Genomic DNA, 25,794 nt, shown 5'->3' with positions numbered 1-25,794 from the left:
CATGAAAAAGGGGGCCGTTCGGCCCCCTTTCTGATCAGTGTTGGGCGTCGCGCACCATCTGCGCGAGCCTTAGCGTCGAGCCATCCTTGCCCGCGCCATCGGCCTCGCCAGTCAGCACCGGCTGGAGCGCGAGCGCCAGCTCTTTGCCCAGCTCCACCCCCCATTGATCGAAGCTGTTGATGCCCAAGATCACACCCTCGACAAAGACGCGGTGCTCGTAAAGCGCCACGATCCCTCCGAAGACCTCGGGGGTCAGCATCGGGTAGATCAGCGTGGTCGAGGGGCGCGAGCCGGGGAAGACGCGATGCGCCGCCTGACGCTCCAGTTCCGCACCCTCGAAGCCCTTGGCCGCCATCAGCGCGCGGGCTTCCTCCATCGAGCGGCCCCGCATCAATGCCTCCGACTGCGCGAGGCAGTTGGCCGCGAGCAGGATGTGCTGATGCGCCAGATCGGGCTCGTGACCCTTGGTGGCGATCATGAATTCGCACGGGATGATCCGCGTGCCCTGATGGATCAGCTGGTAGAAGGCATGCTGGCCATTCGTGCCGGGCTCGCCCCAGACCACGGGACCGGAATGATAGGGCAGGGCCTCGCCATCCATCGAGACGCGCTTGCCGTTGCTCTCCATCTCCAGCTGCTGCAGATAGGCCGGAAGCCGCGACAGGCGTTGGTCATAGGGCAGCACGGCGCGGGTCGCGAAATCGCAGAACTGGTTGTGCCACATGCCCACAAGCGCCAGCATCACGGGCAGGTTCTCGGATAGCTCGGCTGTGCGGAAGTGGTCGTCCATGGCGGCGGCGCCCGACAGGAAATCGCGGAAATGCTTCGGGCCGATGGCGATCATCAGCGAGAGCCCGATTGGCCCCCACATCGAATAACGCCCACCCACCCAATCGGCAAAGCCGAAGACACGCTCGGGCGTGATGCCGAAGGCTGCCGTCTTCTCGGCCGAGGTGGAAAGCGCCACGAATTGCTCTGCCGGATCCTCGACCTTGGCCGCCATCCATGCCTTGGCCGTCTCGGCATTGGTCATGGTCTCGATGGTGGTGAAGGTCTTGGAGGCTACGATCACGAGCGTGGTCTCGGGGTCGAGCCCCGCCAGCGTGTCATGGATATGCGCGCCATCGACATTGGAGACGAAATGGCAGCGCGGCCCGTCATGATAGGGGGCAAGCGCCAGACAGGCCATGGCCGGACCCAGATCCGAGCCGCCGATACCGATATTGACCACATCTGTGATCCGCCCGCCCGCCGCGCGGAATTTGCCGCCGCGCACGTCATCGGCAAAGCGCACCATCCGGTCATAGGTCTCGCGGACACCGGTCATGACATTCTCGCCATCGATCTCGATATCCGTATCCAGATGGCGCAGGGCGGTATGCAGCACCGCGCGACCCTCGGTATCGTTGATCTTCGCCCCCGAGAACATCGCCTCGCGCTTCTCGGCCAGACCCGATTGTTCGGCCAGCTGGATCAGCAGATGGCGGGTCGGGGTGTCGATATTGGTTTTCGAGTAGTCAAAGACAAAAGGACCGGTCGCGGCGCTGTATCTCTCGGCACGATCCCCGTCGAACAGGTCCAGAATCTTACGATCGCGCACATCCTCGGCACGGCTGCGCAGGGTCTTCCAAATGCTCATGGATCTTCCTTTATTTGACCTGATCTTGGTGTTTTTTGTGGCGCTGACTCGGGTCAGGCCGCCCAGTGCACGGTGGCGTTATGCAGGATGGATTTGATCGGGGCCTGTTCGATGGGCAGGTTCTGCGCCGCCTCGATAGCCTTCTTCTTTTCTTCGCCGGTGATCAACACATGGGTATGCATCGCATCTTTCAGCACCCGGGCGGTCATGGTGATGCGCGGCTCGCCCGCAGCTTCGGCCCTGAGCGCCATCAGCTCGGGTGCGTCATCCGAGAGCGCCTCTTCCAGACGGTCGGCACCGGGGAAGAGCGAGGCGGTGTGCATATCCGCCCCCATCCCCAACAGCAGCACCGAGATGGGCAGGTTGGGGCGCAGGTTGTCCGAGAGCGCGTCAAGGCGCTCCTCGGGGGTGTCGGCATTCATATAGAGCGGCAGCAAGCGGGCCTTGGCGGCCCTGTTGGTCAGGAGCCGCTGCGAGATCAGCGCGGTGTTCGAGCGCGGGCTGGAGACCGGCACCCAGCGTTCGTCATTGAGCACCACCGCAACATTGGCCCAGTCGAGATCGATCTCGCTGAGGATGTCGAATATCGGCCCCGGCGTGGTGCCGCCCGGCACCGAGAGCGTCGCGCGGCCTTCCTGCGCCAGTGCTGCACGCAGCTGCGAAGCGATCTGGTCGGCCAGCGACACCATCAGCAGCTCGCGGTCGGGATAGGTTTTGAATTCCATCATTTGATATGTCTCCAGCGCCGCCCGTCACGATGCATCAGCATGAGCGCATCATCAGGGCCGGTCGTTCCGCTATCATAGGGGCTCGGCGTGTCACCACGCTCTTCCCAGCCTTGGATGATCGGATCGGTCCATGCCCATGCGGCCTCGACCTCGTCTCCGCGCATGAAGAGCGTCTGGTTGCCACGGATGACATCCATGATGAGGCGCTCGTAGGCGTCGGGCATATCGGTGCCTTCTTCGCCAAGTGCCTGGGCGAAGGACATGTCCAGCGGCACCTGTTTGAGGCGCATACCGCCCGGACCGGGCTCCTTGATCATCATCTTGAGGTTCATACCCTCATTGGGTTGCAATCTGATGACAAGCTGGTTGGGCTGCCAGCTGCCTTCCGCCTCGTCAAAGATCGAATGCGGCGGCTCCTTGAAGGTGATCGCGATTTCACTGGTGCGGGCGCGCAGGCGCTTGCCGGTGCGCAGGTAGAAGGGCGTGTTCTTCCAGCGCCAGTTGGCGATATGCACCTTCATCGCGATATAGGATTCGGTCTTGGAGTTCGGGTCTTCGGAATCCTCGAGATAGCCCGGCATCGGCTTCTCCTGATCGTCGCGATGCCAGCCCAGATATTGCCCGCGCACGATATCCTGCGGCGGCACCGGTTGCAGGGCCCGGATCACTTTCAGTTTCTCGTCGCGCACGGCGTTGGGGTCGAAGTGATAGGGCGGTTCCATCGCGATCATGCACAGAAGCTGCATCAGGTGGTTCTGCACCATGTCGCGCATCGCACCCGATTTATCGTAATAGCTGCCGCGACCGCCCACTCCGACCGTCTCGGCGACGGTGATCTGCACATGGTCGATATATTGCGAGTTCCAGATCGGCTCGAAGAGGATATTGGCAAAGCGCACGGCCATCAGGTTCTGGACGGTTTCCTTGCCCAGATAATGGTCGATCCGGTAGATCTGGTGTTCTTCGAAATGTTCGGCCAGCGCGGCGTTGAGTTTGCGCGCCGAGGCCAGATCGCGACCGAAGGGCTTCTCCACCACGATACGGGCGTCATTGCCGGCAATGCCATGGGTCTTGAGACGTTCGGCCAGATCGCCGAAGAGGGCGGGGGCGACCGAGAAGTAGAAGGCGTTGATCACCTCGGGACGGATCAGCGATTTCAGCTCGGACCAGCCCGCCTCGCCGCGTGCATCGATCGAGACATAATGCAGGCGTTCGATGAAGGCGTCGATCTGGGTGGCGTCCTGTTTGGCAGGAGCCACGAATTCCTTGATCGCGGCGCGGATCTGGGTCTGGAACTCCTCGCGCGATTGCTCGGTCCGGGCCGCACCGATAAGGCGCGCTTCGTCGGGCATCTGGCCCGCAAGAAAGCGCCGGAACAGACCCGGAAAGATCTTGCGATTGGCAAGGTCACCGGTCGCGCCGAAAATAACCAGATCGAATGCGTCCACCGGGATGATGCGCGAAACCATGATATCCTCCGTAAATCACTGTTACCTTGGCGATGTTAGCGGTAACGGACCGCAATTGGCCATAACAGCACTCAAAAGTCTAGTGCCCGAACGGGATGTGCGCAAATTCTGAGCGGAAGTTTTTGCCTTCAACCGCGAAGAAATGCTTCAAGTGCATGAATATCCAGTTCTAATTTCTGTGCAAGGGGGGCCGCAAACGCATGGAAGGCGGCTTCCGTCTGGGCAGGGACGCCCAAGAGCACGGGGCGTCCGTCTTCGATTGCCTGCGCAATCAGTGGGCGCACGCCGCGTCCTTCGGCTTCCTGCTTGCCGAATTTGTTCAGAATCAGCGGGGTCGCGGGGGGGAGCTTTGCTACATCCTGCGAGAGGCGGAATACCGCCTCTTCCAGCGCGCCACCATCGAGCGTGCATGAGGCTGCCCCCGTGCCCAGATCCTGCCGGATCGGCCAGCGCAGATCGGCGGGCCAGAGATGGACCAGCAGGTGATCCTCGGGGTCAGGGCTGACCAGAGCGGCCACATTAGGGCGCATATGCTGTGCCAGTTCAGCCAGAATTCGGTCGGTCTCGCCGCGGATCGGAGATTGGATATAGCCCAGCATCAGAGGCGCTCCTTCGGGCGCAGGGCCAGCCAGATCAGCGCCGCCCCCGCCAGCGTGACCAGTGGAACCATCGCCAGATTGACCGCCTGCCAGCCTGCCTGCGGATCACCGCCTTCGAGGCAGTTCATCAACCCGCCCGAGCTGAGCGACGCGAGGAACACGCCGCCGAAGACGATGGAATCATTGAGCCCCTGCACGGTGGCGCGCTCTTCGGGCGCGTAGCTTTTGGCCAGCATCGCAGTGCCACCGATAAAGCCGAAATTCCAGCCGATCCCCAAGAGCACCAGCGCGCCGAAGAAATTCATCAGCTCCACTCCGCTCAGCGCTACAGCCCCTGCGCCGATCAGGATCACGAGCCCGGTGCCCACGATCATCTTCGCCCCGAACCGCGCGATCAGATGGCCGGTGAAGAAGGAGGGAATATACATCGCCAGCACATGCGCCGAAACGATATCGGCGGCGTTATTTGGGGTAAAGCCACAACCCACCACCGCTAGCGGCGAGGAAGTCATCACGAGGTTCATCAACGCATAGGAGACCATCGCGCAGATGATCGAGACGGTGATCGTCGGGTCGCGCAGGAGTGCCATCTTGCCGCGTCCCTTGGGGGCTGTGGCTTGGGCGTGCTGGTCGGGGCGCGGAATATCGAGGAAGCTGAACAGCACCGGTCCGATCGCGTTGAGCGCGATGATCACCAGATAGGTTGCCATGAATGGCACGAGCGTAGCCTGCGCGGTCAGCTTGACCAGTTGCGGCCCCAGAAGAGCCGCCACCAGCCCGCCCGCCATCACATAGCTAATCGCCTTTGGGGCAAATTCGGGCGAGGCGGTATCGGTTGCGGCAAAACGGTAGAAGCCCTGCGAGGACATATAGATGCCGGTGAAGAGCGCGCCAAAGGTAAATAGCGTGAAACTGCCCCAGTAGAGCCCGCCCGCACAGATCGCAGCGCCCAGAGCCCCCGCGATATTAGCAAGGATGAAGCCTCGCCTGCGCCCGTGCCGCCCCATGAAACGTGACAGCGGCTGTGCTGTGAGCACCGACCCCAGAATGATGAAGGACAGGGGCAGGGTGGCCAGACAGGCATTGGGCGAGAGCATCTGCCCCGCCAACCCGCCAATGGTGAAGATCATCGGCATCTGCGCCCCAAGAATGGCTTGGGCCAGAACCAGAATGAGCGTGTTGCGGCGGTCGCGCGCGAGGGGGAGGGTGCTGTTCATGCGCCTATGGTTAAGGCGGGTTTTCGGGGCTGGCAAGCGGGCTTCATTTCGGTCAAGCTCGGATCATGCAGATGAGGATCATCACCACCGCCGAGGACGTGGCCGAAGGGGCCGCCTATCTGGCCCGTATCGAGCCGCGTTTTGCCCATGTGCTTGATCTGACAGGCCCGTGGCCGCTGCGCCGCCGCCTCGCGGGCTTCGAGGCGCTGCGCGATGCCATTCTGGGCCAGCAGGTCTCGGTGGCCTCGGCCAATGCGATCAGGGCAAAGCTCGAGGCGGCAGGGCTGGGCGGACGCCGCGCGATTGCGCAGGCCGCGCCCGAGGATCTGCGCGCCTGCGGATTCTCGCGCCCGAAGATCCGCTACATGCAGGCGCTCGCGCAATCGGATGTGGATTTCGAGGCCTTCGGTGCCATGTCCGACGAGGCGATTTTCGATACGCTCCTGCCGGTTCCGGGAATCGGGCGCTGGACCGTGGAAATCTATCTGATGTTCGCAATGGGCCGCGCCGATGTGTTCGCGCCCGATGATCTGGCACTGGCGGAAGCCGCCCGAATGCTGTTTGATCTGCCCGAGCGCCCGAAGCCGCGCCCGTTCCGCGAGATGGCCGCCCGTTGGGCGCCGTGGCGGGCGGTGGCGGCCCGCGGGCTCTGGGCCTATTATGCCCATCAGAAAAAACGGGAAGGGGTGTCACCATGACGCGCGAATTGAAACAGGGCCGCAAGGGTCCGAAATCTGGCGAGACGAAATCGGTGGTGGTGCTCTTGCATGGCTATGGCGCCGATGGTGCCGATCTGCTGGGGCTCGCGGACCCTTTGGGCGAGCATCTGCCCGACACGCTGTTCATCGCGCCCGATGCGCCCGAGAGCTGCGCGGCCTCGCCCTTTGGCCGGCAATGGTTCCCCATTCCGCGCTTTGATGGCTCGACCGAGGCACAGGCGATGGCAGGTATGGAGGCCTCCGAGGCCGACCTCAACGCCTTCCTTGACGGGGTGCTGGAAGAGACCGGCCTGCCGGCCAGCGCGATGGCGATCATCGGGTTCAGCCAGGGCACGATGATGACGCTGCAGGTCACGCCGCGCCGCGCTGCGCCGGTGGGCGCGGTGGTGGGCTTTTCGGGCCGCCTGATCCGCCCCGAGCTGCTGGCGGCCGATGTGGTCTCGCGCCCGCCCGTGCTGTTGTGTCATGGCGATGCCGATGAGGTCGTGCCGTTCTCGTGTATGTCCGAGGCAGGGCAGGCGCTCGTGGAGAACGGGTTCGAGGTCTATGCCCATGTCCAGAAAGGCACCGGTCACGGAATCGCTCCGGACGGTCTTTCGGCCGCACTGGGCTTCCTGAACACGCATCTGCCGAAATAACAGGCAGGTCGCGAGCTGTCATGGCTCTGTCGTGCGGACCTGTTATCGGTTCTTACGACCGAGGCGCATCGTGAAACTCCGACCAGATCAAGAGGCTTGTCAGAATCCGAACGCCATATATAGTCAGGATATCGGCTGGGGCGCTCCCCTGCGCCCCTGGACATGTTTCGGACATGCCCCGCCGCGCGAGAATGGAGTGACTTATGCTGGACCACGCAGACAGGACGGATTTCAGGCATTATTTCACACGGGAGGCCGCGTCGCTGCGCCGTCATCCGGCGCTTGTGCTCAATGCGGACTTCCGGCCCCTGAGCTACTATCCGCTTTCCCTCTGGCCGTGGCAGGAGGCAATCAAGGCGGTCTGTCTCGATAGGGTGACCATACTCGCCGAATACGAAGAGGTGGTGCGAAGCCAGCGTGCCGAGATACGCCTCCCCTCTGTTGTGGTGCTGAAAGAATTCGTCCAACCCAGAAAGCGCGTGGCCTTCACGCGCTTTAATCTTTTTCTGAGGGACGAGTTCGAGTGCCAGTATTGCGGTTGCAAGGACCACCTCACCTTCGATCATGTGATCCCGCGCTCGCGGGGGGGAGTGACCAGCTGGGAAAACGTGGTGGCGGCCTGCTCGCCCTGTAATCTGAGAAAGGCCAACAAGCCGCTCTCGCGCTGCGGGCTGAAGTTGCGCCGCCTGCCAAAGCGACCCAGCTCCGAGGACATGCTTCGCGTCGGTCGCCGTTTCCCGCCGGGCCATCTTCACAAGAGCTGGATGGACTTCCTTTACTGGGATGCCGAATTGGAGGCGTGATCGCTTTCTGCCATTCGTTGCCGGTCGTGCGGTATGGGGATGTGTTCCGACAGGCTCGATGGCCCGAGGTGCTATCTTTGATCAATTCCGGAAAATGCACCTGCGCATCGCGTCTTCGTCCAGAACTTTCCAGGCGAAGTTTCATGGTTATGGGTAATCAAGGCGTCTGCGCAGCTTCCAGCTCACGCTTGCCCGGTATGCCTTCTTTTTAAGCGCCTTGGCCATCTCCTGTAACGCGCTGTCAGACCTTGCAAACCGGAGCTTTCCTGTTCTTTCTGATCAAAAAGTTCTTCTGCAGCGCGGCAATCGCGGTTGACAGGCTGCGCTGCGCTCCTACCATTTAGGACAGGGTTGGTGACAGACCTGTTCCGCGCCGGCGTCGGTTGAGTTTCTCCTGATTGCCTTTCGCGCGGACCCGCGTGAGCGCGATACTGTCTGCAGTATCTTCCGCCCTATGTCACGGTCGCCGGTTTCGGCGTGTGGGCGCGCATGGCCATGTATGAAGCAGTCCAGAGCCCCCTGAAAGGAGCTCCGTCCATGAAGGATTCCGAACCGGTGTCCACATCACATCCTCCCTCGCGCCCCTATGAACGGATTGCCGTTCTGGGCGCGGGAAGTTGGGGAACCGCACTTGCCTCCGTCCTCGCCCGCAACGGCCATCAGGTTCGCCTCTGGGCCCGCCGCCCCGAGCTTGCCGAGGAAATCAACGGCGCATCCGAAAACAGGCAGTATCTCAAGGGCATCGTACTTCCTCGCGGGATCGAGGCCACAAGCGATCTGGAGCGGGCGCTTGACGGCGCGGAGACCGTTCTGGTGGTCACGCCCTCCTCGACGCTGCGCAATATGTGTCAGGCGATGCGCCCGCACCTGCCCGAGGGGGCGCCGATCGCGCTGGCCTGCAAGGGGGTGGAGCGCCGCAGTGGCTATCTGTTGTCCGAGGTCGTGAGTGAGGAGCTTCCCGGCCATCCGGTGGGCGCCGTCTCCGGCCCGACCTTTGCTGCGGAGACCGCGCTCGACCATCCGACCGCCGCAACTGTGGCGTTTCTCTTCTCCTATGCGGACCGCCTGAACCCCGAGAAAAGCCCTGCCGTCCGGCTGGCCATGTCGCTTTCGGGAGGCGGGTTCCGGCCCTATGTCTCGGATGATCTGGTGGGCGTCGAGGTGGGCGGCGCGGTCAAGAACGTGATCGCGATCGCCTGCGGCATGATGTCGGGCGCGGGCTTTGCCGAGAACACACGCGCCGCGCTCATCACCCGCGGGATTTACGAAATGAAGGCGCTGGCCGAGGCGCTTGGGGGTAAACGCGAGACCGTGACGGGGCTGTCCGGCGCAGGCGATCTGACGCTGACCTGCAGCTCGACCACCTCGCGCAATATGTCGCTCGGGTTCCAATTGGGGCAGGGCATACCGCGCCCGTCCTGTTTCGAGGGGCGCGATATCGTGGTCGAGGGGGAGGTGAACGCCGTCTCGGTGACCGATCTGGCACATCGCATCGGGGTGCCGATGCCGATCTGCGAGACCGTGAATGCGGTGCTGCACAAGGGCGCCGACCTGCGGGAGGCCTTTGCCGAGCTATGGGCCCGCCCGATCGAGGCCGAGCCGAATGCGCTCAACCTGTCCTTCGCCCATCCTTCGCCAGATATGCCGCTACAATTCGGAGACGTTTGAGATGAACGTACATATGTCCCCCCGCCCGTCCATTGCCGCACGCCGCTTCACCCTTGCCACCGATCTGGATGGCACCTTTCTGGGTGGGGCCGAGCAGGAACGCGCGATGCTCTACCGATGGATCGAGGAAAACCGTGACAGTGTCGGGCTGATTTTCGTCACCGGACGTGATCCGGAATTCATCATGGAGATGTGTCGCGAGCGTGGTCTGCCTTGGCCCGAATATGTCGTGGGCGATGTCGGCACCACGATCGCGCGGGTGCGCGAGGATGGCCATGTCGAGCCGATCCCGGTGCTCGAGGAAGATATCGCCGCGATCTGGAACGATGCGGGGCCGCATGTGCGTGCGGCACTGGAGGGCCATCCCGGTCTGACGCTCCAGCCGACGGCCTTCCGCTACCGTGTGAGCTATGATCTCGACCCTGAGACCTTTGACGAAAGTGCCAAGGACAAGGTGAGCCGGATGGGTCATGACTGGCTGATTTCCGACAATAGATATTTCGACGTCCTGCCAAAAGGCATCTCCAAAGGGCCATCGATCCGGCGGCTGGTCGAGCATCTCGGCATTCCGCCCGCGCGCGTGCTCTGCGCCGGCGATACGCTCAACGACCTGTCCATGCTGGTCTGCGGCCTGAATGCGGTTGCCGTCGGCAACTCGGAGGCCGCGCTCATGGCTGGAGTGACCGGCTGCGAGACCGTTTATTCCGCCAAAGCCCATGGCGCGGGTGGCATCATGGAAGCCATCAACGCGCTCGACCTTCACGACGCCCCGAAAGGAGTCTGATATGTCCTCGGATCTTGTTATCGTCTATCACCGCCAGCCCTATGAAGAAGTCGAGGTGGATGGCAAAATCGAATATCGCGAGAATAAATCACCCAACGGGATCGTGCCGACGCTCAAAAGCTTCTTCGGGCGTGTCGACAAGGGCGCATGGGTTGCGTGGAAGGAAGCCGCCGATCCGGAGCGGCCCGATTTCGAGCGGATCATCGAGATCGATGATCCGCATGGCAAATACACCGTCTCGCGTCTTCCGCTGACCAAGGAACAGGTCTCGAGCTTCTACCACGTCTCCTCGAAAGAGGCGTTCTGGCCGATCCTGCACGGGTTCAAGGAGCGTTACAGCTACGACCCTGTCGACTGGCCGACATTCCGCGAGGTGAACTGGGCCTTTGCCGAGGCCGCTGCCGCCGAGGCGGCCCATGGTGCCGTAGTCTGGGTGCATGATTACAATCTCTGGCTCGTGCCCGGCTATCTGCGCACCCTCCGCCCCGATGTGAAGATCAGCTTCTTCCATCACACGCCATTCCCCAGCGCCGATATTTTCAATGTCCTGCCGTGGCGCAAGGAAATCCTCGAGAGCCTTCTGGCCTGTGATGTGGTGGGCTTCCATATCCCGCGCTATGTGAATAATTTCGTCTCCGCCGCGCGCTCGCTTCTGGAGGTCGAGCCGGTCAAACGGGAGAAGGTAAAGCCCGAGATGAACGCGCAGACCTCGGCGCTATCCGAGCAGTCGGTCGTCACCGAACTCGAATACGAGGGGCGCAGTATCCGTCTGCAGGCAAGCCCCGTGGGTGTCGACACCGGATATATCCAGGACCTCGCGCGGAGTGCTGAAACGGAGGCCAAGGTTCAGGAGATCAGGGCCGAGAAGGGCGATGCCAAGCTGATGCTCTCGGTCGGGCGCACCGATTATACCAAGGGCGGGATCGAGCAGCTGGAGAGCTACGAGCGGCTGCTGGAAACCCATCCCGAGCTGCGCGGCAAGGTGCGTCTTATGCATGTCTCGGTCGCCGCCAATGCCAATATGACGGCCTATTTCGAAATACAGGAACAGCTCGAGGCCATTGCTGGCAGGATCAACGGGCGCTACGGCTCGTTCGAGTGGCAGCCCATCGCCCTGATCTCGCGCCCCGTGCCGTTCAGGGATCTCGTGGCCTATTACCGCGCGGCGGATGTGGCCTGGATCACGCCGCTGGCTGACGGGATGAACCTTGTGTGCAAGGAATATGTCGCGGCCCGCACCGATGGGGACGGGGTGCTGGTCCTGTCCGAATTCGCGGGCGCCGCCGTCGAGCTGGCAGCCGCCGTTCCGACCAACCCGTTCTCGCATAAATCCATGGATAGCGCGATCCATTTTGCTCTCGAGATGCCCGAGGAGGAGCGCCGTGGCCGGATGAAGGCCAACCGTATGATGGTCGAGAAACAAGATATCCGCTACTGGGCCGAAGACCAGATGCAGGCTTTCGCGAATGCCCTCGCGCGGATGGATGTCGCGGTCGGATAAAGGATGCCCCGCGCATCAATGGCCGGAACAGGCGCTGTAACCGCGAACGCGCGGTTATGGCGTTTTCCTATGATGACGGATCGGGAACAGAGGGCAGGGTCTCGTGCGGGCAGAGGGACGCTAGATGAGCGATCCGATAATGAAATTATAAAATCCGCAATTTTATAGAAATTTATCTTTGCGCGTTTTCCAGAAATTCCTTGCTATCTACCTGTAGGCGGTCCATATAAGGCAGGCTTAGGCTTTTCTCTTCGAATTTCTGCCGCCGGCTCGTCCGGCCTCGGTGATCGACTTGGATCGATTTTTGCCGGGTTGCCGCATGTCGCGGGCAGCATAATTCAGGAGTTTACGGATATGGCCAATGGCACCGTGAAATGGTTCAACGCAACTAAGGGTTTCGGTTTTATCGAGCCCGAAAATGGCGGGACCGATATCTTTCTTCATATCTCCGCGCTTGAGCGCGCCGGTATCAACCGCGTTGATGATGGTCAGAAAGTGACCTTCGACACCGAACAGGGTCGTGACGGTCGCGTATCGGCCAGCAATCTGGCGATTGCTTGAGCCGTCTGCTGACTGATTTCGTAACGCAGATCTCTCGGGATTCGGCCTCCGGGACGAAGCGCCTCGGGACGCAGAAACTTTCGGTGCAGAAGGCTTTCAAGCCTGAAAAGCGCGCGGAAAAGACCGCCCCCGAGTTCAGGCTCATGCAGGAGGCTGAGGCCAAGGAGCGCGCCGAGAAAACGGCGCGCCTCAAGGCCGCACGATTGGCGCGTGACGGGAATGAATAGTCCTTATCAGGGCTGTTCCAACCGGCCAGCTCCGCTCTGGTCTCTCGAGGAGGATCGCGATGGGATATTCGCCCACCAAAAAGCAGCTTGATCTGAAAGAATTCCTCAGCCAACCCGGCAAGAAGAATACTGGCAGGAAAAGCTTCGGTTACCGCAGCGGTCCAAGCAAAACGAAACCGGTCGAGACCGATCATCCGGTCGATAAGAAGGACGATTGAACAGGCGCGACAGCCGCCGTTCTCTATCCGTTCGCAAACGAGGGGCAGGCCACAGGTCTGCCCCTTTTGCATGGCATCTCTGCGTCGTCTACCTCTGCGATCTCTCTTCCGGATCATGTGGCAAGGAACGCTTCCGCCAAGGATGCGTTGTGGCACCAAGAGATCAGACCGAGGAGGATCGTTATGAGCGTTTACAAAGATCTGGAGAAAGACCCGAAAGAGACCCTGATCAAACAGGCCAAAGCGCTTCGGGCAGGGATGCTCGGGGTTCAGGGATCCACCCAGCACATGCAGCCGATGACCCATTATCCTGATTGGGATGCGGGCGAGATCTGGTTTATCACCTCGAAGGAAACGGATCTGGTGAAACAGCTGCCGCCCGATGCGATGGCGCATTTCTGTCTGATGGGCGGCGATCAGGACTTTCAGGCCTGCCTGAGCGGTATGCTCTCCGAAGTGAATGCGCCGCAGAAGCTCGAAGAACTGTGGAGCCCGATTGCGGCGGCCTGGTTCGAGGGGGGCAAGGAGGATCCGAATATCACGCTGCTGCGGATGACGCTGCGCGAGGCCGCACTCTGGGGGGCAAGCAGTAGCGCGCTCAAATTCGGGATCGAGATCGCAAAGGCCAATATGAAGGACGAGCATTTGCCCGATATCGGGACGCATAAGGTGATTTCTTTCTGAAATCAGTTGTATAGCCGCATGATGCGGAAGAGGGGGGCGGACCGCGCGGTCTGCCCCTCTTTTTTGGGGCGGGGTGGCACCGAGGGGAGAGTCTTGGGGAGAGGTTTGCCATTCGTGACAGGGCGGCTATGCTGCGGCCAGTCAGGACGGGTGGGGCGATGCTTATTCGGGTCGGTGAGGAACGCACGGAAGCGATCGATATCAGTCTGGCGGGGGTGCTGTCGTTTGTTGCGGGCGGATTGAATGCGGTCGGGTTCATTATCGTGGGCTCGTTTACGGCAAATATGACTGGCAATGTCTCCGCTATGGCGGACGAGATCGCGACCGGGCATCCCGGGGTCGGCCTCTTGCTGGCGGTCTATGTGTCGGCCTTCATCGCGGGCGCGATGGTGGCCGCATTGATGATCGCCGCCGGCGAAAAGCGCGGTGTGAGATCCATCTACGCGCTGGGGATCGGAGTCGAAGGGATTATTGTGGCGGCGCTCGGGGCCGCCTTGCTTGCCTTTGGCCAGACGCCGCTCCAGCTGGCGACGATCCTGCTGCTCAGCTTCGTCATGGGCCTGCAGAACGCGGTGACGACGATGATCTCCAAAGCAAAGGTGCGCAGCACACATGTCTCGGGCATGGCAACCGATATCGGGATCGAACTGGCGGCGTTATTGGGGGATGCACAGGCGCGCAAGGCAGCGCTGCCCAAACTCCGTCTGCATAGCGTCACGCTCGCCGCGTTCACGCTCGGGGGTATCGTCTGCGCGGTGCTCTTTACCGCAATAGGGATGTGGGTCTTTTGGGTTGCGGCGTTCGGGCTGATGATGGTTTCCGGTGCCGAGTTGTATCGGGCCTGTCGCTTGAACCGTCCCTAACTTATAGCAAACATGCCGCCCTCCGGCACATGGCGGAAGGCGGCTCACTGGCTACATCTCAAAAGCCGTTACCGGCGATGCCTCACTGGGCCGTGATAGTTTGCATTACCAGCTTGTCATCGACCTTGATCGGGCCGTCTTCCTTGGCACCGAGCGTGTATTCGAAGGCGCCGGTCTGCATGCCACCGGCTTCGCTATGGACCATAAGCATCAGCATATCGCCCGGCTCCACGGCTTCGGTCAGGATGGCCGGAACATCCATGTTCTCGCCCGCGCGCAGCGGTGCATAGCCGACAACGGGACCGGGCTTCATGTCGGCATCGGTCCGGTGCACAACGAGCCAGCCGTTTTCGGGTGCCATGATCTTCTCTGCGCTCACGATGCCATTGGCGACCGACTGGTCCGATGCCATGACCATCGGCGTCATGTGGTTGTCGGCATGGGCGATACCGGCAGTTGCGATGGCGAGAGCTGCGAGGGTCAGGGTTTTCATTTCGGGTTTCTCCTCCGTTGAATGTGCCGAAGTCACGAACCTCGTAAGAATTAGTTTCACAAAATCCCACAAAGTCTCGCATGGAGGTGATAAGTATTTGATATTCAATCAGAAGAATGTGAAATATTTCTTGGAAATATCGGCAGGCTGGGGCAGGGTGCGGGCCCATGCCCCGGCAAATTCTCTGGATGCGACAGGCGCCTGCAGGAGAGGGAGTCCCTTCCGCAAGCGCCTGCGACCTTATTTGGCGGGGATGATCCGCTCCGCAACGAGCCTCTCGAAGAGGTCAAAGAAGGCGTCATCCGTGGCGATGTAGCCCGTGAAGCCCAGTTTGCGGCTTCGGGACATATCCGTGACGACCTCGATCGGTCGACCGAGATCGGCATCGGTGTGCCAAGGCGAGGCGAGCCGGTCCAGATCGCGCTCCGCAAGACCGTATTTATCGGCGATCCCTGCCCAGATCTCGCTGTCTTCGGCCATCTGCTCTTCCAGCGGACGGGATGTGCCGTCGAACTCCACCGCCTCGATGCCGAACCACTCGGCGATCCGGTGCCACATCCAGTTCCAGCGGAAGACATCTCCGTTGACGATGTTGAACGCCGTGTCATGCGCCTGCGGGGACGTTGCCGCCCAGATCGTTTGAGCCGCAAGCTGGCGGGCATCGGTCATATCGGTGAGCCCTTCCCATTGGACCTGCGAGCCGGGGAAGCGGAACGGACGCCCGGTCTCGCGGCAGATCGTGGCATAAACCGCCAGTGTCTGGCCCATATTCATGGCATTGCCCACGGCCTTGCCGATCACGGTATGCGGGCGATGGACGCTCCAGGTGAACCCATCACGCTCTGCGGCCTCGAATAGCGCGTCTTCCTGTGCGTAGTAAAAGTTTTCCACATCCAGCCGGCCCTGTTCCTCGCGGAAGGGCGTTTTGGGCAGCGTACCCTGTCCATAGGCCTCGAACGGGCCGAGATAATGTTTGAGACCGGTCACGAGGGCGACATGCTCGACACATTTCTGGGGCCGGAGAGCCGCAAAGAGATTGTTCAGCATCTGAGCATTGACGCGGATATTCTCGGCTTCGCTCTCCATTCGCAGCCATGTGGTCAGGAAGACATGGGTGGGGGCGATCCCGTCGAGTGCGTGCGCAAGTGCTTCGGGGTCAAGCAGATCGGCGGCAACCGGCGTTACGCCGGTTGTTGTGTTCGGGCGACGGGCGAGGCCGAACACCTCGAACCCCTCCCTCATGAGCTGTTCGGCGATTGCAGTGCCTTGGATGCCGGTCACTCCGACGACGAGGGCGCGTCTGGTCATGTCTTGCTCTCCTTTTCTTTCGACTTTGTGCTACCTAGACACGCGATCGTGCCGCCGCTAGACGGCACCGAATTGGAACGTAGGCACCAAGAGGTAACCATGCAGGCGGGCAGCAAAGATCGGGAATGGCGTGAGGATTGCGCACCCAGAAGGGTGCTCGAGATCTTCTCGACCAAATGGACAAGCATGATCCTGCATACGCTGCACGCCGTTCATGACGGTCAGGCGCGTAGCGGTGCGCTGCAGCGTAGCCTGCCCGGGATTTCCAAGAAGATGATGATCCAGACCCTGCGCGACATGGAAGAGAGCGGCCTGATCGCGCGTCATGTCGAAGCTGTCGTGCCGCCCGCCGTCAGTTACAGCCTGACGCCGCTGGGGCACCGTTTTGTGGATCTGGTCGAGACCGTCTATGACTGGGGGCGGCGCAATAGCGATGCGCTGGACGGGCTGCAGGCACGTGCGTCCTCGCGCCGTGGTTCGGGGGAAGTATCTGGCTAGGCCTTGTCGGACGCGTCCTCCTCGGCCTGCTCGACTGCCCATGCCGTTGCAGCTTCCACGGCAACGGGCGAGGTGGAGGGCAGGACGTTGAGATAGCTCTCTGTGTTCTCGACCCTGATCGGCGGACGCTGTGTCATGCGGAACAGCGCATAGAGCACGATCAGGGCAAAAGTCGCCGACAGAAAGAGCCAGAACCCCTGCGGGCCGATTGCCTGCATGGCCCAGCCGCTGATCAGCGGCCCGCCCACCGCGCCGATCCCGAAGACAAAGACCAGCCCTCCCGAGGCTGCGGGCATGTCATCTGGCGGCAGGTCATCGTTGGTATAGGCAAGAAACAGCGAGTAGAGAGGGGTCGTCACCCCGCCACCAAGGAAAGCCGACAGAAGCAGCAGTGCCTGGCTGCCGCCACTCAGGAATCCGAGCGCGCAGGCCACCGCCCCGAGCAGGGCTGTGCCAAGGATCAGCTTGCGCCGGTCCATCATATCGGAGAGCCAGCCGATCGGATATTGCAGAAGCAACGCGCCCGCAAAGATCATCGCCACGAAGAGCGCGATCTGCTCGGTTGAAAGCCCGATCTGGACGCCGAAGACGGCCCCCATCCCCGATTGCGTGGCGTAGATCCCGCCCAGCAGAAAGATCCCGATCGTGGCGAGCGGCGCATGGCGAAAAAGCGCCTTGAGCGACATCGGCCGCGTGACCGTGACGACAGGGGTCGGGGCGACCGAGAGCAGGATCGGACCGAAGGAGAGGGAGACGAGGATCGAGGCGACGATAAACAACGTGGCCTGCTGTGCATCGCCCAAGGTCAGCAGCCATTGCGCGCCGATGATCCCGAGCGTCTGGGCCATCATATAGGCCGACAGCACCTTGCCCCGCGTGGTGTTGGTAGAAGCGTGATTAAGCCAGCTTTCCGCAGAGACATAGACCCCCGACATGCAAAAGCCGATGACCAGACGCAGGCCGGTCCATGCCCATGTCTCGGGGATGAGCGGCAGCGCGATCAGACCGGCTGACATGAAGCTGCCCAAAGCGGCAAAGACCCGCACATGGCCCACGCGCCGGATCAGCTGCGGTGTCTGGTAGGCACCCAGAAGGAAGCCCACATAATAGCCCGAGGTAATGATCGCCAGCGCGCTTGCGGTAAACCCCTCGAGATCCCCACGCAGGCCGATCAGGGTAAACTGCATGCCGTTTCCGAGCATGATGAGAAGGGTCCCGAGCAAGAGGGCCCAGATGCTACCAAGCACAGAAAACATCACGCACCTCTCGCGACAGACGGACTATTCCGAGAGCCTTTCAGGCTGCGCCATACTGTCGCGGCCATGAGCGGCATGGAGGTGGCGAGACGCGACATCTTTGGCGCAATATGCGGGGCGTCTCCATCCGGAAGAGGGCAGGCGGGGCGGGCCATTCCTGTGGCGCGCCCTCGTCACTTCAGATTTCAGACGAACCAGCTGCTGTCGATCTCGGTTGCTGCCGAGAGACCGCGCAGCGTGGCCAGGTGGATCGCATCGCCACTGCCTGCTGCACCATCGGTGTCGATATCGAGATAGCAGGTGCTGGCATTGATCGCGGTCAGCGAGACCACTCCGCCGGACACGGCATCGTCCAGACCGAAGCCGAGATCTGCGAGAATATAGGAGATATCGATCTTGTCGCCCAAGCGGATCGAAAAATCTGCAACCAGATCACCCGCATCGCCGAGATCGGTGAAGGCAAAGGTATCGGCGCCCGCACCCCCGCGCAGGATGTCTGCCCCCAGACCGCCGGTCAGAATATCATCACCCGCGCCGCCATTGAGATCATCCGCACCGGCACCGCCCAGCAGGGTGTCATTGCCGGTGCCACCGGCCAGCTTGTCGATCCCGTCTCCGCCATCAAGCACATCATCCTCGGTGCCGCCATCAAGACGGTCATCACCCGCCCCACCCGAGAGGCTGTCATTGCCCTGCAGACCGGTCAGGATATCGGCGCCGTCATCGCCAAGGATGGTGTCGGCCCCGTCAAGTCCGGACAGGCGATCATCACCCGCTCCGCCATAGATCAGGTCATCGCCCGCATCGCCATTGACACGGTCATTGCCATCGCCGCCCGACAATGTGTCATGCCCGTTGCCGCCGCTGAGCAGGTCATTCCCTGCACCGCCATCGATCTGGTCATCATCATTATCGCCATAGGCGCGGTCATCGCCGTCACCGGCAAAAAGGATGTCATTGCCATCGCCGCCCTTGAGCATATCGCTCTCCGCGCCGCTATCGAGGAGATCGTCACCGGCATCGCCTTTCAGCTGGTCCTTGCCGCTGCCCGAGAAGATGATGTCGATCCCTGCGCCACCCGCAATGTTGTTGCGACCGTCACCGGCATTGATCACGTCATCTCCCGCACCGGCATCGATACGGTCATTGCCATCGCCTGCGGTCACGATGTCATTGCCTGCACCGGCATAGATCATGTTATTGCCATCGCCTGCGTCAATCAGGTCATCACCGAGATCGGCATAGATCTTGTCGGCCCCAGCACCGGCATAGACGGTATCATTGCCGTCGCCCGCATAGAGGCGGTTTGTGCCGTCGCCCGCGTCGATATAGTCGTCGCCCGCATCGCCATAGGCGAGATCATTTCCTGCACCGGCATAGACCACGTCATTGCCGATCCCTGCATAAAGCCGGTTATTGCCCTCGCCGCCATCGATCAGGTCATCACCGGCCTCGCCATAGAGCTGGTCGTTGCCCGTCTCGCCCAGAAGCGAATCCGTGCCCTCGCCGCCATAGAGCATGTCATTGCCAGCCCCGCCAAGCAGGCTGTCATCGCCGCTCATACCGTAGATCTTGTCATTGCCCGCACGCCCGTCGATGGTGTTGTCGGCCTCATTTCCATAGGCCTGATCGCGTCCTGCGCCGAGAACGGCATTCTCGATCTGGGCGCTGGCATCCAGCGTCAGGCTGCGTGCGCCGATCTTGCTGACGGCACCGCTGGCGAGGTCGAGTTTGATTATGCCGGTATAGGCGCTGAAATCGAGCGTGTCGGAACCGCCATCGAGATCGGTGATCGTGTGGCCGGTGCGCGCCCATCCCAGAACATCGGCATTGGTATAGCTATAGACCGTATCGAGCCCCGACCCGCTGCCGCCCGCACCGCCTGCAGTGCCGTCGAGAATGCCCGAAACAGGGGTGCTGGCCGAGACGCCTGCGAGGAAGGCCAGGGTCACGGTGCCGCCCGCGCCTGTGCCATAAGGGTCGAAGATCAGGTTCGAGCCGCCGGAGGTCGCGCTGAGATAGAGCAAACCGTCGGCCACGGCATCGCTGCCGGTATAGCCCACGGAATCAAGAAGTGCGGAGACATCGATCCGGTCGCCATCCGTGCCGGAGAAATCTGCGATCCGGTCGCCTGCATCCGTCACCGCGGTGTAGGAAAACACATCGGCACCGCTGCCACCCACCAGCGTGTCGCTGCCCGCGCCACCCACCAGCGTATCATTGCCCGCTCCGGCATAGATCGCGTCATTGCCCGCGCCGGTGATGATCAGGTTATCGGCCGTATTTCCGGTTACCGTGTCATTGCCCGAACCCGTGACCGCATTCTCGATGATGGTGCCGCGCGCGATGGACAGGTTTCCGGTCTTGCCCTCGATATCGGAATAGGTCTCTGCATTGAGGTCGATGCGCTGGTTGGCGCTGCGCGAGGAGAGGTTGATCGTGTCGGTGCCACCATTGTCATAGAGGCAGACCGCCCAGCCATCTTTCAGATCCATCCCCGTCTGGCTGAGCGAGGTGCTGTCGCCATAGACCGTATTGCCGGTATTGACCGTGGTCGAGCTGCCGTAAAGGGTCTGGATGGCCACGATATCGGCCAGCATCGGGGTGGCTACGAAAGCATAGCTGAAGGTGCTGTTGGGGTTTTCGAGCTGGTCGAAATAGGACATCACCGAGATCGCCCAGCTGTCATTGGCAAAGACCGCATCGGTGCCGAAATTGGCCGAGCCGTTATAGCTGCCCGCATGGCCCAGACCCAGCGCGTGGCCGATCTCGTGGATATAGGTCTGAAGGTAGTAATCGCCGTAATTCTGCCAGCTGTTATTGACGTTCACGACCGAGCTGAGGATCGTGTTGCCGCTGGTCGAGGAGGTGGCATAGGCGCCCGAGGCCGAGGTCTGGAAGGTGATGCTGGCCGTGCCTGTGGTTTGCACGAACGTCAGCCCCGTCACCTGTTCCCAGGCCTCGAGCGCCTCGAGCGCGGTCGTCTTGGCCAAGCCGGTGAGCTTGGTCAGGTTTACCGTCAGCTGGCCGCCTGTCGAGACACTGAAGCTGCGTTGCTGCGCCCCCACCGAGGTCCAGAAATCATTGGTCAGCTGTTTGGCGGCCTGATCAAGCGTATAGGTCGGCAGCGAGGCTGAGGTCATGGAGCTGCCGGTGCCGCTCTCGAGATTGGTCAGCCCGTGGCTGTCATATCCGGTTACGGCAGGATTGAGGGATTGGCAAAGGAGACACATCGGCTGGTCCTCACTGGCAGGGTCTGGCGATCTCGGGCGAATGTTCTGGCGGGATCTGGGTTGGAAAGGGTCGGGCTCCAGCAGGGGAGCCGATCATGATGATGCGGGACCAGTGATGGCCCTGTCAGGGATGGACCTCAGAGAGGCAAGTCGAAATTCTGCGTAAGATCCGCTGCGAAATCGCGCAGCAAATCATCGCCGATTTCGCGGTCCATGGCCGAGAGCCCGATCGTCGGGCCGGTTGCCCCATGGCCGGTTGCGTCTTCCCAGCTGAGAAAGCCGCTGATCACAGTGTTGTTGAAAGTGGTCGAGGAGTAACGCACGAGGATCTGCCCGCCGTCGAGCGGCGCGTCCTGCATGGGAACGGAAAGAACCTTCTCGCCTTTGGCAAGCTGGCTCAGGGCCGATCCCAGTGCCTCGCGGAAGACAGTCGGTAGCGCGGGATCGCTATAGAGAAGGATCGCTGCGCGGTCAGCGGATTCCTGCGGGGCACCGAGAAGACTGAAGGGCAGGGCGGCCAGCAGAGTGGTCGCAGTGGTGCCGATAAGGGTGGACGCAAGACGCATGGGACAGACTCCGCTCGAAAAGGGGCTGAGTTCTTCAGCTTTAGCGAGACCGTTCTGGCTCTGTAGGTTTATTGGCTTACGGAGCGTCAAAGGAAACTTGGCGGCGCAATTGTGGCTGAAACGGGGCGCATCCCGAAAACTGGAAAAGTTACGGGTGTTATGTTTTCCAGTGGATTGGGACGGAGCTATACGCGCGCCAAAGACCTGGTCAGCTCGGCTGTGCAAGCAGATACGAGCCCGTAGGACCAGAAAACCGGACTGCGGTTCCGGGCTTTCGGCTCTTGATGAAATTCATCATGGAACCAAAACGTTTTGCGGGAGATTATTGGATTTCTGCCCCTGAGCATGGGGCAAAACGCACCGTGTGACCTTGGCCGTCTGGCAGATTTCTTTTTCGGAGGAGAGAGGACTGGCTGTGGGAATGCCGGAACGGGTCAGGGAGCTGATGTGGCCGTGCGAAGGCGATGACAGTTGAAAAACGAGAGCCGGAAGGGGGACGCTGGGGCGCGACAGTTTGCTGATGAGGGAGCGAAGGCGCGGTCAAGCAGAACCTTGTCGCGTTCGAAGTGCTAGCGCCGAGCCTGAGGCTGGTCTGCACTTTCTGGAACCGACATATGTCTAAGCTTGGGACGCCGCGAAGATATCCCGCAAAGCGCAACCCGTCTAAAGGGACGCGGCTTCGGTCGCATTCATGTCAAATGAAACATGCCGCGAGCTCGAGGGGATCCATGGAGGGGGGCTATGCGCAACTGACCGGCGCCTGCGCGTGTCTGCCAGCGCCTTCCCTGAAGCCATTTCGCTGCGCCAGTCACTCGGTTCTCTTCTCGCCACGGTCCGTGCCGGTCCTGACACCAGCCGCCAGTCCCATTAGCTGCTCGGCGGCCAAGGCGATCATCTTGCGCAAGGTTGAGGCGCAGGGCGACCTTATCAGGGTATCCGATGATCACACGGAACTACACCATTGGCTGGGACACGGTCGCCTAGCCTGACGCGCCGCGCAAGCTAACAGGCCCAAGTCAAACGGCGCTGGTCCGATTGGCTGGTATCGGGTGTCACCCTGTCAGCCATTTGAAATGTAAGCCCGTGAGAGATGGCAGGGCATGGGCAATAGGGCGGATGCGGCTCGTTCTGCCCTATTGCCTATGCCCCGTAAGTGCGTGGCATGGGGGTGATGCTGCGGAAGACTGAAACGTTTGAAAAGACGATGGTCAAAAAAGCTCGCATCACATGTGGCCAAAGACCCGGAAAGGCGAACCGTGCCAAACTCTGGCGGTCGTGTGAAAGAACCGCTGGGCGCCTCACGGCGCGCTAGCTACGGGACGAAAGGCGCTGAAGGGTGAAGCCGTTATCGCCCTTGCCAAGCGCACGCCTTGGTATGCGTATCGAGAAAAGGTCTCAGCAAGGAAACAGCAAGCACGTCTAGCACTTCGGCTTTCGATGTGTCGGATATTGAGCCAACTCTGTTTTCATTAAAATTATACAATGAAAACAGAGATAAATGGCGGAGAGACAGGGATTCGAACCCTGGGTAGGCTTTCACCCACAACGGTTTTCGAGACCGCCCCGTTCGACCGCTCCGGCACCTCTCCGCACTGGATCATCTTTCGATCGGGTAGCGGGGATGTACCCAGAAGCCGGAGGGAGCGCAACAGCTTTTTTCAGCTTTTTCCAAATTTTTTTCCGGCGTTCAGAAAATGCCGTTCGTGATCAAGCAAGAGGCTGAAATAGCATCTGAACGAATGAGTTCACTTCTGGATGTCTAAGAAAATACTTATATATTTCCTTACCTTGCGTAATCTTCGGGAACCATTCACGCTCACGTGTTGCGCCGTTTCTTGTGAACGCGACCCCTCTCGCAATTCTGGACAGCAGGTATATGTGAGGCGGGTGAGCTTGAGAGGGACAGCCCTCAGGATAACAATAAAGGAGAGTTACGATGAAAACTCTGGTTCTGGTTTCGACCGCACTTATCGCAGGCGCCGGCGCAGCAATGGCTGGTGGCTATTCGCAACCCGTCGTGGAAGCAGCTCCGGTTGCAGCCCCCGCTCCGGTCGTTGTGCCGGCAGCAAACTGGACCGGCTTCTATGCTGGTGCACAAGTTGGCTACAACAACATGGAAGGCGACTTCTCGGATGACCGTGGCGGTTCGCTCGGCGTTCAAGCTGGCTACAAATACGACCTCGGCAAATATGTCGTTGGTGGCGAAGTCGACTATTCCGCGCTCGACGCGAACACCTATGACAACATGGGCCATATCAAAGCCCTCGCCGGTGTGAAAAATGGCCAGTGGCTGTACTACGGCACCCTGGGTGGCGCCTATTACGACGCAGACGACAATTCCGACTGGGCACCGTCCATCAGCGCAGGCGTCGACTACATGTATAACGACAACTGGGTTGTGGGTGGCGAAGTCTCCTACGCCGATACCGACGATTTCGACGGTACCGATCAAGACTTCAACAACACCACGGTTGCTCTGAAAGCATCCTACAAGTTCTGATTTTTTCCGGAAATCGGACTTGGGAGGCGCGCCATAGGCGCGCCTTTTCTCTTGCGGTGAGGTAATTAGCGGTCGGGAGGCAGAATTCCCAAGCCGCGCAGGTAGATCCCCACGCCGCTTTCCAAGAGATCTTCGGGGCTGTAGGGGCTTGAAGAGCCAGCGGGCGGACGGGCATGCAGCTCGATAACGCCGTGTGACATTGCTGCGATATGGGCCGAGACCATTGCAACCGGTGGGCGGCGCTCGGCAGGGATATGCGCCAAAAGGGCTTCAGTTGCCTGATCCATTACCTGACGCGCCTTCAGCGCCACTTGCCCCACGACATCGGAGGTTTGCGGCGAGAGCCCGCTTTCGAACATTGCCATATAATGGCCGGGGTAGCGCTTGGCGAAAGCCAGATAGGCGCGGCCGACCGCGCTGAAGGCGGTCAGCGCCGATGGTTTGCCGCGATTCCAAGCATGTTCCAGTAGATCCCCGAAAATCAGGAACCCCTGACGGGCGCATTCGGTGATCAGATCCTCGCGTCCGGCGAAATGGCGATAGACGGCGGCAGGTGTCACACCTGCGGTCTTTGCCGCCTCCGAAAGCGTAAAGCCCGTGGGGCCTTTTTCCTCGATCAGGCGTAGGGCCGCCTCCACCAGTGCTCGGCGCAGATCGCCGTGATGATAGCCTTGTTTAGACATTCAGGATGTCGAGCCCGCCGCAAATTGTTGGATCGATCCCGCCTATAGCATCGCGATCCTTGCCGGGATAGCTGATCGCGTTGAGAATCGTCTGGATCGCGGCGATACGCGCGCGTTTCTTGTCGTCGGAGCGGATGATCGTCCAGGGCGCATGCAGATTGTCCGAGCGTGTCAGGGTTTCGGTGATCGCTTGGCTATAGGCCTCCCATTTACGCAGGCCCTCGACATCGATCCAGCTCAGTTTCCACTGTTTCAGCGGGTCTTTCTCGCGGTCGAGGAACCGGCGCAGCTGCTCGGCGCGGTCCACGTTGAGCCAGAGCTTCACAAGGATGATCCCGTCATCGACGAGCATCTTCTCGAATTCGGGAAGCTGGTAGAAGAAATGTTCGCGCTGTGCCTGTGTGCAGAAATCGAAAACCTTCTCGACAACGCCACGGTTATACCAGCTGCGGTCGAAAAGCGCGATCTCGCCCTTGGCGGGAATGCGCTCGACATAGCGCTGGAAATACCATTGCGAGGCCTCGCGGTCATTGGCTTTGGGCAGCGCCACCACATAGGCCGAGCGCGGGTTGAGGTTTTCCTGAACCCGTTTGATCGTGCTGCCTTTTCCGGCGGCATCGCGGCCCTCGAAAAGCACCATCATCCGCTTACCCGAGGCTTTCAGCCCGTAATGCATTTTCACGAGCTCGATCTGCAGCGCCTGCATATGCCTGTCATAGTCCTTGCCCTTCATCGCCACCCGATAGGGGTAGGAGGGGCTGAGCATATTCTTGGGGCCACACCTCCGTATCGCGTCACGGATCTCCTGCGGTGCGCCATTCTCGAGATAATCGGTAATCTGGCCGATAAAGGGCACTGGCTGCGTTCCGGGCTGCGGGATCTCGCTCATGGGCTCTCCTCTGGGTTACCCTACTATGCAAAAGCGGCGCAGACGGAGCA

General features: G+C 60.9%; 25 protein-coding genes and 1 tRNA gene. 13 read left to right on the top strand and 13 right to left on the bottom strand.

The genetic code is table 11. The features are described from left to right. Positions 1–34: 34 nt before the first annotated feature. From pgi to WDB91_RS13075, 5 genes are all read right to left on the bottom strand, one after another. Entirely contained in the window at positions 35–1,639 is a 1,605-nt protein-coding gene (gene pgi, locus WDB91_RS13095) for a glucose-6-phosphate isomerase (RefSeq protein WP_339112984.1), read from the bottom strand. Between the two features lie 53 nt (positions 1,640–1,692). Beyond that, positions 1,693–2,364 carry a 6-phosphogluconolactonase gene (pgl, locus tag WDB91_RS13090; RefSeq protein ID WP_339114523.1) on the bottom strand — a complete coding sequence of 224 codons (672 nt, stop codon included), beginning with the start codon at positions 2,362–2,364 and terminating at the stop codon, positions 1,693–1,695. Continuing rightward, on the bottom strand, positions 2,364–3,836 hold the full coding sequence (zwf, locus tag WDB91_RS13085) for a glucose-6-phosphate dehydrogenase (RefSeq protein ID WP_339112983.1): 1,473 nt from the start codon (positions 3,834–3,836) through the stop codon (positions 2,364–2,366). The genes pgl and zwf overlap by 1 nt, the downstream gene beginning before the upstream one ends. A gap of 128 nt (positions 3,837–3,964) precedes the next feature. Beyond that, positions 3,965–4,435: a DUF2478 domain-containing protein gene (locus WDB91_RS13080; protein ID WP_339112982.1), complete on the bottom strand. Its 471-nt coding sequence runs from the start codon at positions 4,433–4,435 to the stop codon at positions 3,965–3,967. Continuing rightward, positions 4,435–5,652, bottom strand: coding sequence for an MFS transporter (locus WDB91_RS13075; protein ID WP_339112981.1), 1,218 nt, complete (start codon positions 5,650–5,652; stop codon positions 4,435–4,437). The genes WDB91_RS13080 and WDB91_RS13075 overlap by 1 nt, the downstream gene beginning before the upstream one ends. Positions 5,653–5,717: 65 nt before the next feature. On the opposite strand from WDB91_RS13075, the gene WDB91_RS13070 reads away from it, so the two are divergent. From WDB91_RS13070 to WDB91_RS13020, 11 genes are all read left to right on the top strand, one after another. Then, positions 5,718–6,350: a DNA-3-methyladenine glycosylase 2 family protein gene (locus WDB91_RS13070; RefSeq protein WP_339112980.1), complete on the top strand. Its 633-nt coding sequence runs from the start codon at positions 5,718–5,720 to the stop codon at positions 6,348–6,350. Beyond that, a complete protein-coding gene (locus tag WDB91_RS13065) occupies positions 6,347–7,009 on the top strand; it encodes a dienelactone hydrolase family protein (protein ID WP_339112979.1) in 663 nt (220 codons plus the stop codon). Before WDB91_RS13070 ends, WDB91_RS13065 begins: the two co-directional genes overlap by 4 nt. Before the next feature lie 203 nt (positions 7,010–7,212). After that, positions 7,213–7,812, top strand: coding sequence for an HNH endonuclease (locus WDB91_RS13060; RefSeq protein ID WP_339112978.1), 600 nt, complete (start codon positions 7,213–7,215; stop codon positions 7,810–7,812). A 537-nt stretch (positions 7,813–8,349) separates the two neighbouring features. Beyond that, complete coding sequence (locus WDB91_RS13055; RefSeq protein WP_339112977.1) at positions 8,350–9,480, top strand: NAD(P)H-dependent glycerol-3-phosphate dehydrogenase; 1,131 nt, start codon at positions 8,350–8,352, stop codon at positions 9,478–9,480. A 1-nt stretch (position 9,481) separates the two neighbouring features. Next, positions 9,482–10,264: an HAD-IIB family hydrolase gene (locus tag WDB91_RS13050; RefSeq protein WP_339112976.1), complete on the top strand. Its 783-nt coding sequence runs from the start codon at positions 9,482–9,484 to the stop codon at positions 10,262–10,264. 1 nt (position 10,265) lies between these two features. Then, positions 10,266–11,765 carry a glucosylglycerol-phosphate synthase gene (ggpS, locus tag WDB91_RS13045; RefSeq protein WP_339112975.1) on the top strand — a complete coding sequence of 500 codons (1,500 nt, stop codon included), beginning with the start codon at positions 10,266–10,268 and terminating at the stop codon, positions 11,763–11,765. Between the two features lie 354 nt (positions 11,766–12,119). After that, complete coding sequence (locus tag WDB91_RS13040; protein WP_339112974.1) at positions 12,120–12,326, top strand: cold-shock protein; 207 nt, start codon at positions 12,120–12,122, stop codon at positions 12,324–12,326. Then, positions 12,323–12,553, top strand: coding sequence for a hypothetical protein (locus WDB91_RS13035; protein WP_339112973.1), 231 nt, complete (start codon positions 12,323–12,325; stop codon positions 12,551–12,553). The genes WDB91_RS13040 and WDB91_RS13035 overlap by 4 nt, the downstream gene beginning before the upstream one ends. A 59-nt stretch (positions 12,554–12,612) precedes the next feature. After that, a complete protein-coding gene (locus WDB91_RS13030) occupies positions 12,613–12,771 on the top strand; it encodes a hypothetical protein (protein WP_339112972.1) in 159 nt (52 codons plus the stop codon). Between the two features lie 183 nt (positions 12,772–12,954). Then, a complete protein-coding gene (locus tag WDB91_RS13025; protein WP_339112971.1) occupies positions 12,955–13,455 on the top strand; it encodes a pyridoxamine 5'-phosphate oxidase family protein in 501 nt (166 codons plus the stop codon). 158 nt (positions 13,456–13,613) lie between these two features. Beyond that, entirely contained in the window at positions 13,614–14,318 is a 705-nt protein-coding gene (locus WDB91_RS13020; protein WP_339112970.1) for a YoaK family protein, read from the top strand. Positions 14,319–14,400: 82 nt separating this feature from the next. Here WDB91_RS13020 and WDB91_RS13015 read toward each other — a convergent pair whose 3' ends face one another. Both WDB91_RS13015 and WDB91_RS13010 read right to left on the bottom strand, forming a co-directional pair. After that, complete coding sequence (locus tag WDB91_RS13015; protein WP_339112969.1) at positions 14,401–14,811, bottom strand: hypothetical protein; 411 nt, start codon at positions 14,809–14,811, stop codon at positions 14,401–14,403. 240 nt (positions 14,812–15,051) lie between these two features. Next, a complete protein-coding gene (locus WDB91_RS13010) occupies positions 15,052–16,119 on the bottom strand; it encodes an SDR family oxidoreductase (protein ID WP_339112968.1) in 1,068 nt (355 codons plus the stop codon). A gap of 99 nt (positions 16,120–16,218) precedes the next feature. On the opposite strand from WDB91_RS13010, the gene WDB91_RS13005 reads away from it, so the two are divergent. Next, a complete protein-coding gene (locus WDB91_RS13005; RefSeq protein WP_339112967.1) occupies positions 16,219–16,617 on the top strand; it encodes a helix-turn-helix domain-containing protein in 399 nt (132 codons plus the stop codon). Here the strand turns inward: WDB91_RS13005 and WDB91_RS13000 are convergent. The 4 genes from WDB91_RS13000 to WDB91_RS12985 all read right to left on the bottom strand — a co-directional run bounded on the left by WDB91_RS13000 (position 16,614) and on the right by WDB91_RS12985 (position 23,261). Continuing rightward, positions 16,614–17,873, bottom strand: coding sequence for an MFS transporter (locus WDB91_RS13000; RefSeq protein WP_339112966.1), 1,260 nt, complete (start codon positions 17,871–17,873; stop codon positions 16,614–16,616). The two genes, WDB91_RS13005 and WDB91_RS13000, sit on opposite strands and share 4 nt — an antisense overlap. A 185-nt stretch (positions 17,874–18,058) precedes the next feature. Then, positions 18,059–21,106, bottom strand: a complete 3,048-nt coding sequence (locus WDB91_RS12995) for a M10 family metallopeptidase (RefSeq protein ID WP_339112965.1) — start codon at positions 21,104–21,106, stop codon at positions 18,059–18,061. Between the two features lie 137 nt (positions 21,107–21,243). Continuing rightward, positions 21,244–21,672, bottom strand: coding sequence for a hypothetical protein (locus tag WDB91_RS12990; protein WP_339112964.1), 429 nt, complete (start codon positions 21,670–21,672; stop codon positions 21,244–21,246). A gap of 1,499 nt (positions 21,673–23,171) precedes the next feature. Then, positions 23,172–23,261 (bottom strand) — tRNA-Ser (locus tag WDB91_RS12985). Positions 23,262–23,608: 347 nt separating this feature from the next. Here WDB91_RS12985 and WDB91_RS12980 point away from each other — a divergent pair. Then, complete coding sequence (locus WDB91_RS12980) at positions 23,609–24,172, top strand: outer membrane beta-barrel protein (RefSeq protein WP_339112963.1); 564 nt, start codon at positions 23,609–23,611, stop codon at positions 24,170–24,172. Positions 24,173–24,237: 65 nt separating this feature from the next. Here the strand turns inward: WDB91_RS12980 and WDB91_RS12975 are convergent, their stop codons facing one another. Beyond that, entirely contained in the window at positions 24,238–24,855 is a 618-nt protein-coding gene (locus tag WDB91_RS12975; protein ID WP_339112962.1) for a TetR/AcrR family transcriptional regulator, read from the bottom strand. Continuing rightward, the gene (gene ppk2, locus WDB91_RS12970) at positions 24,848–25,744 is read right to left on the bottom strand and encodes a polyphosphate kinase 2 (protein ID WP_339112961.1); all 897 of its coding nucleotides are present in this window, start codon (positions 25,742–25,744) and stop codon (positions 24,848–24,850) included. Before ppk2 ends, WDB91_RS12975 begins: the two co-directional genes overlap by 8 nt. Between the last annotated feature and the right edge of the window lie 50 nt (positions 25,745–25,794).

The organism is Thioclava sp. GXIMD2076 (genome assembly GCF_037949795.1).
Lineage (GTDB): Bacteria > Pseudomonadota > Alphaproteobacteria > Rhodobacterales > Rhodobacteraceae > Thioclava > Thioclava kandeliae.
This window is presented reverse-complemented; position numbering and strand designations above follow the sequence as displayed.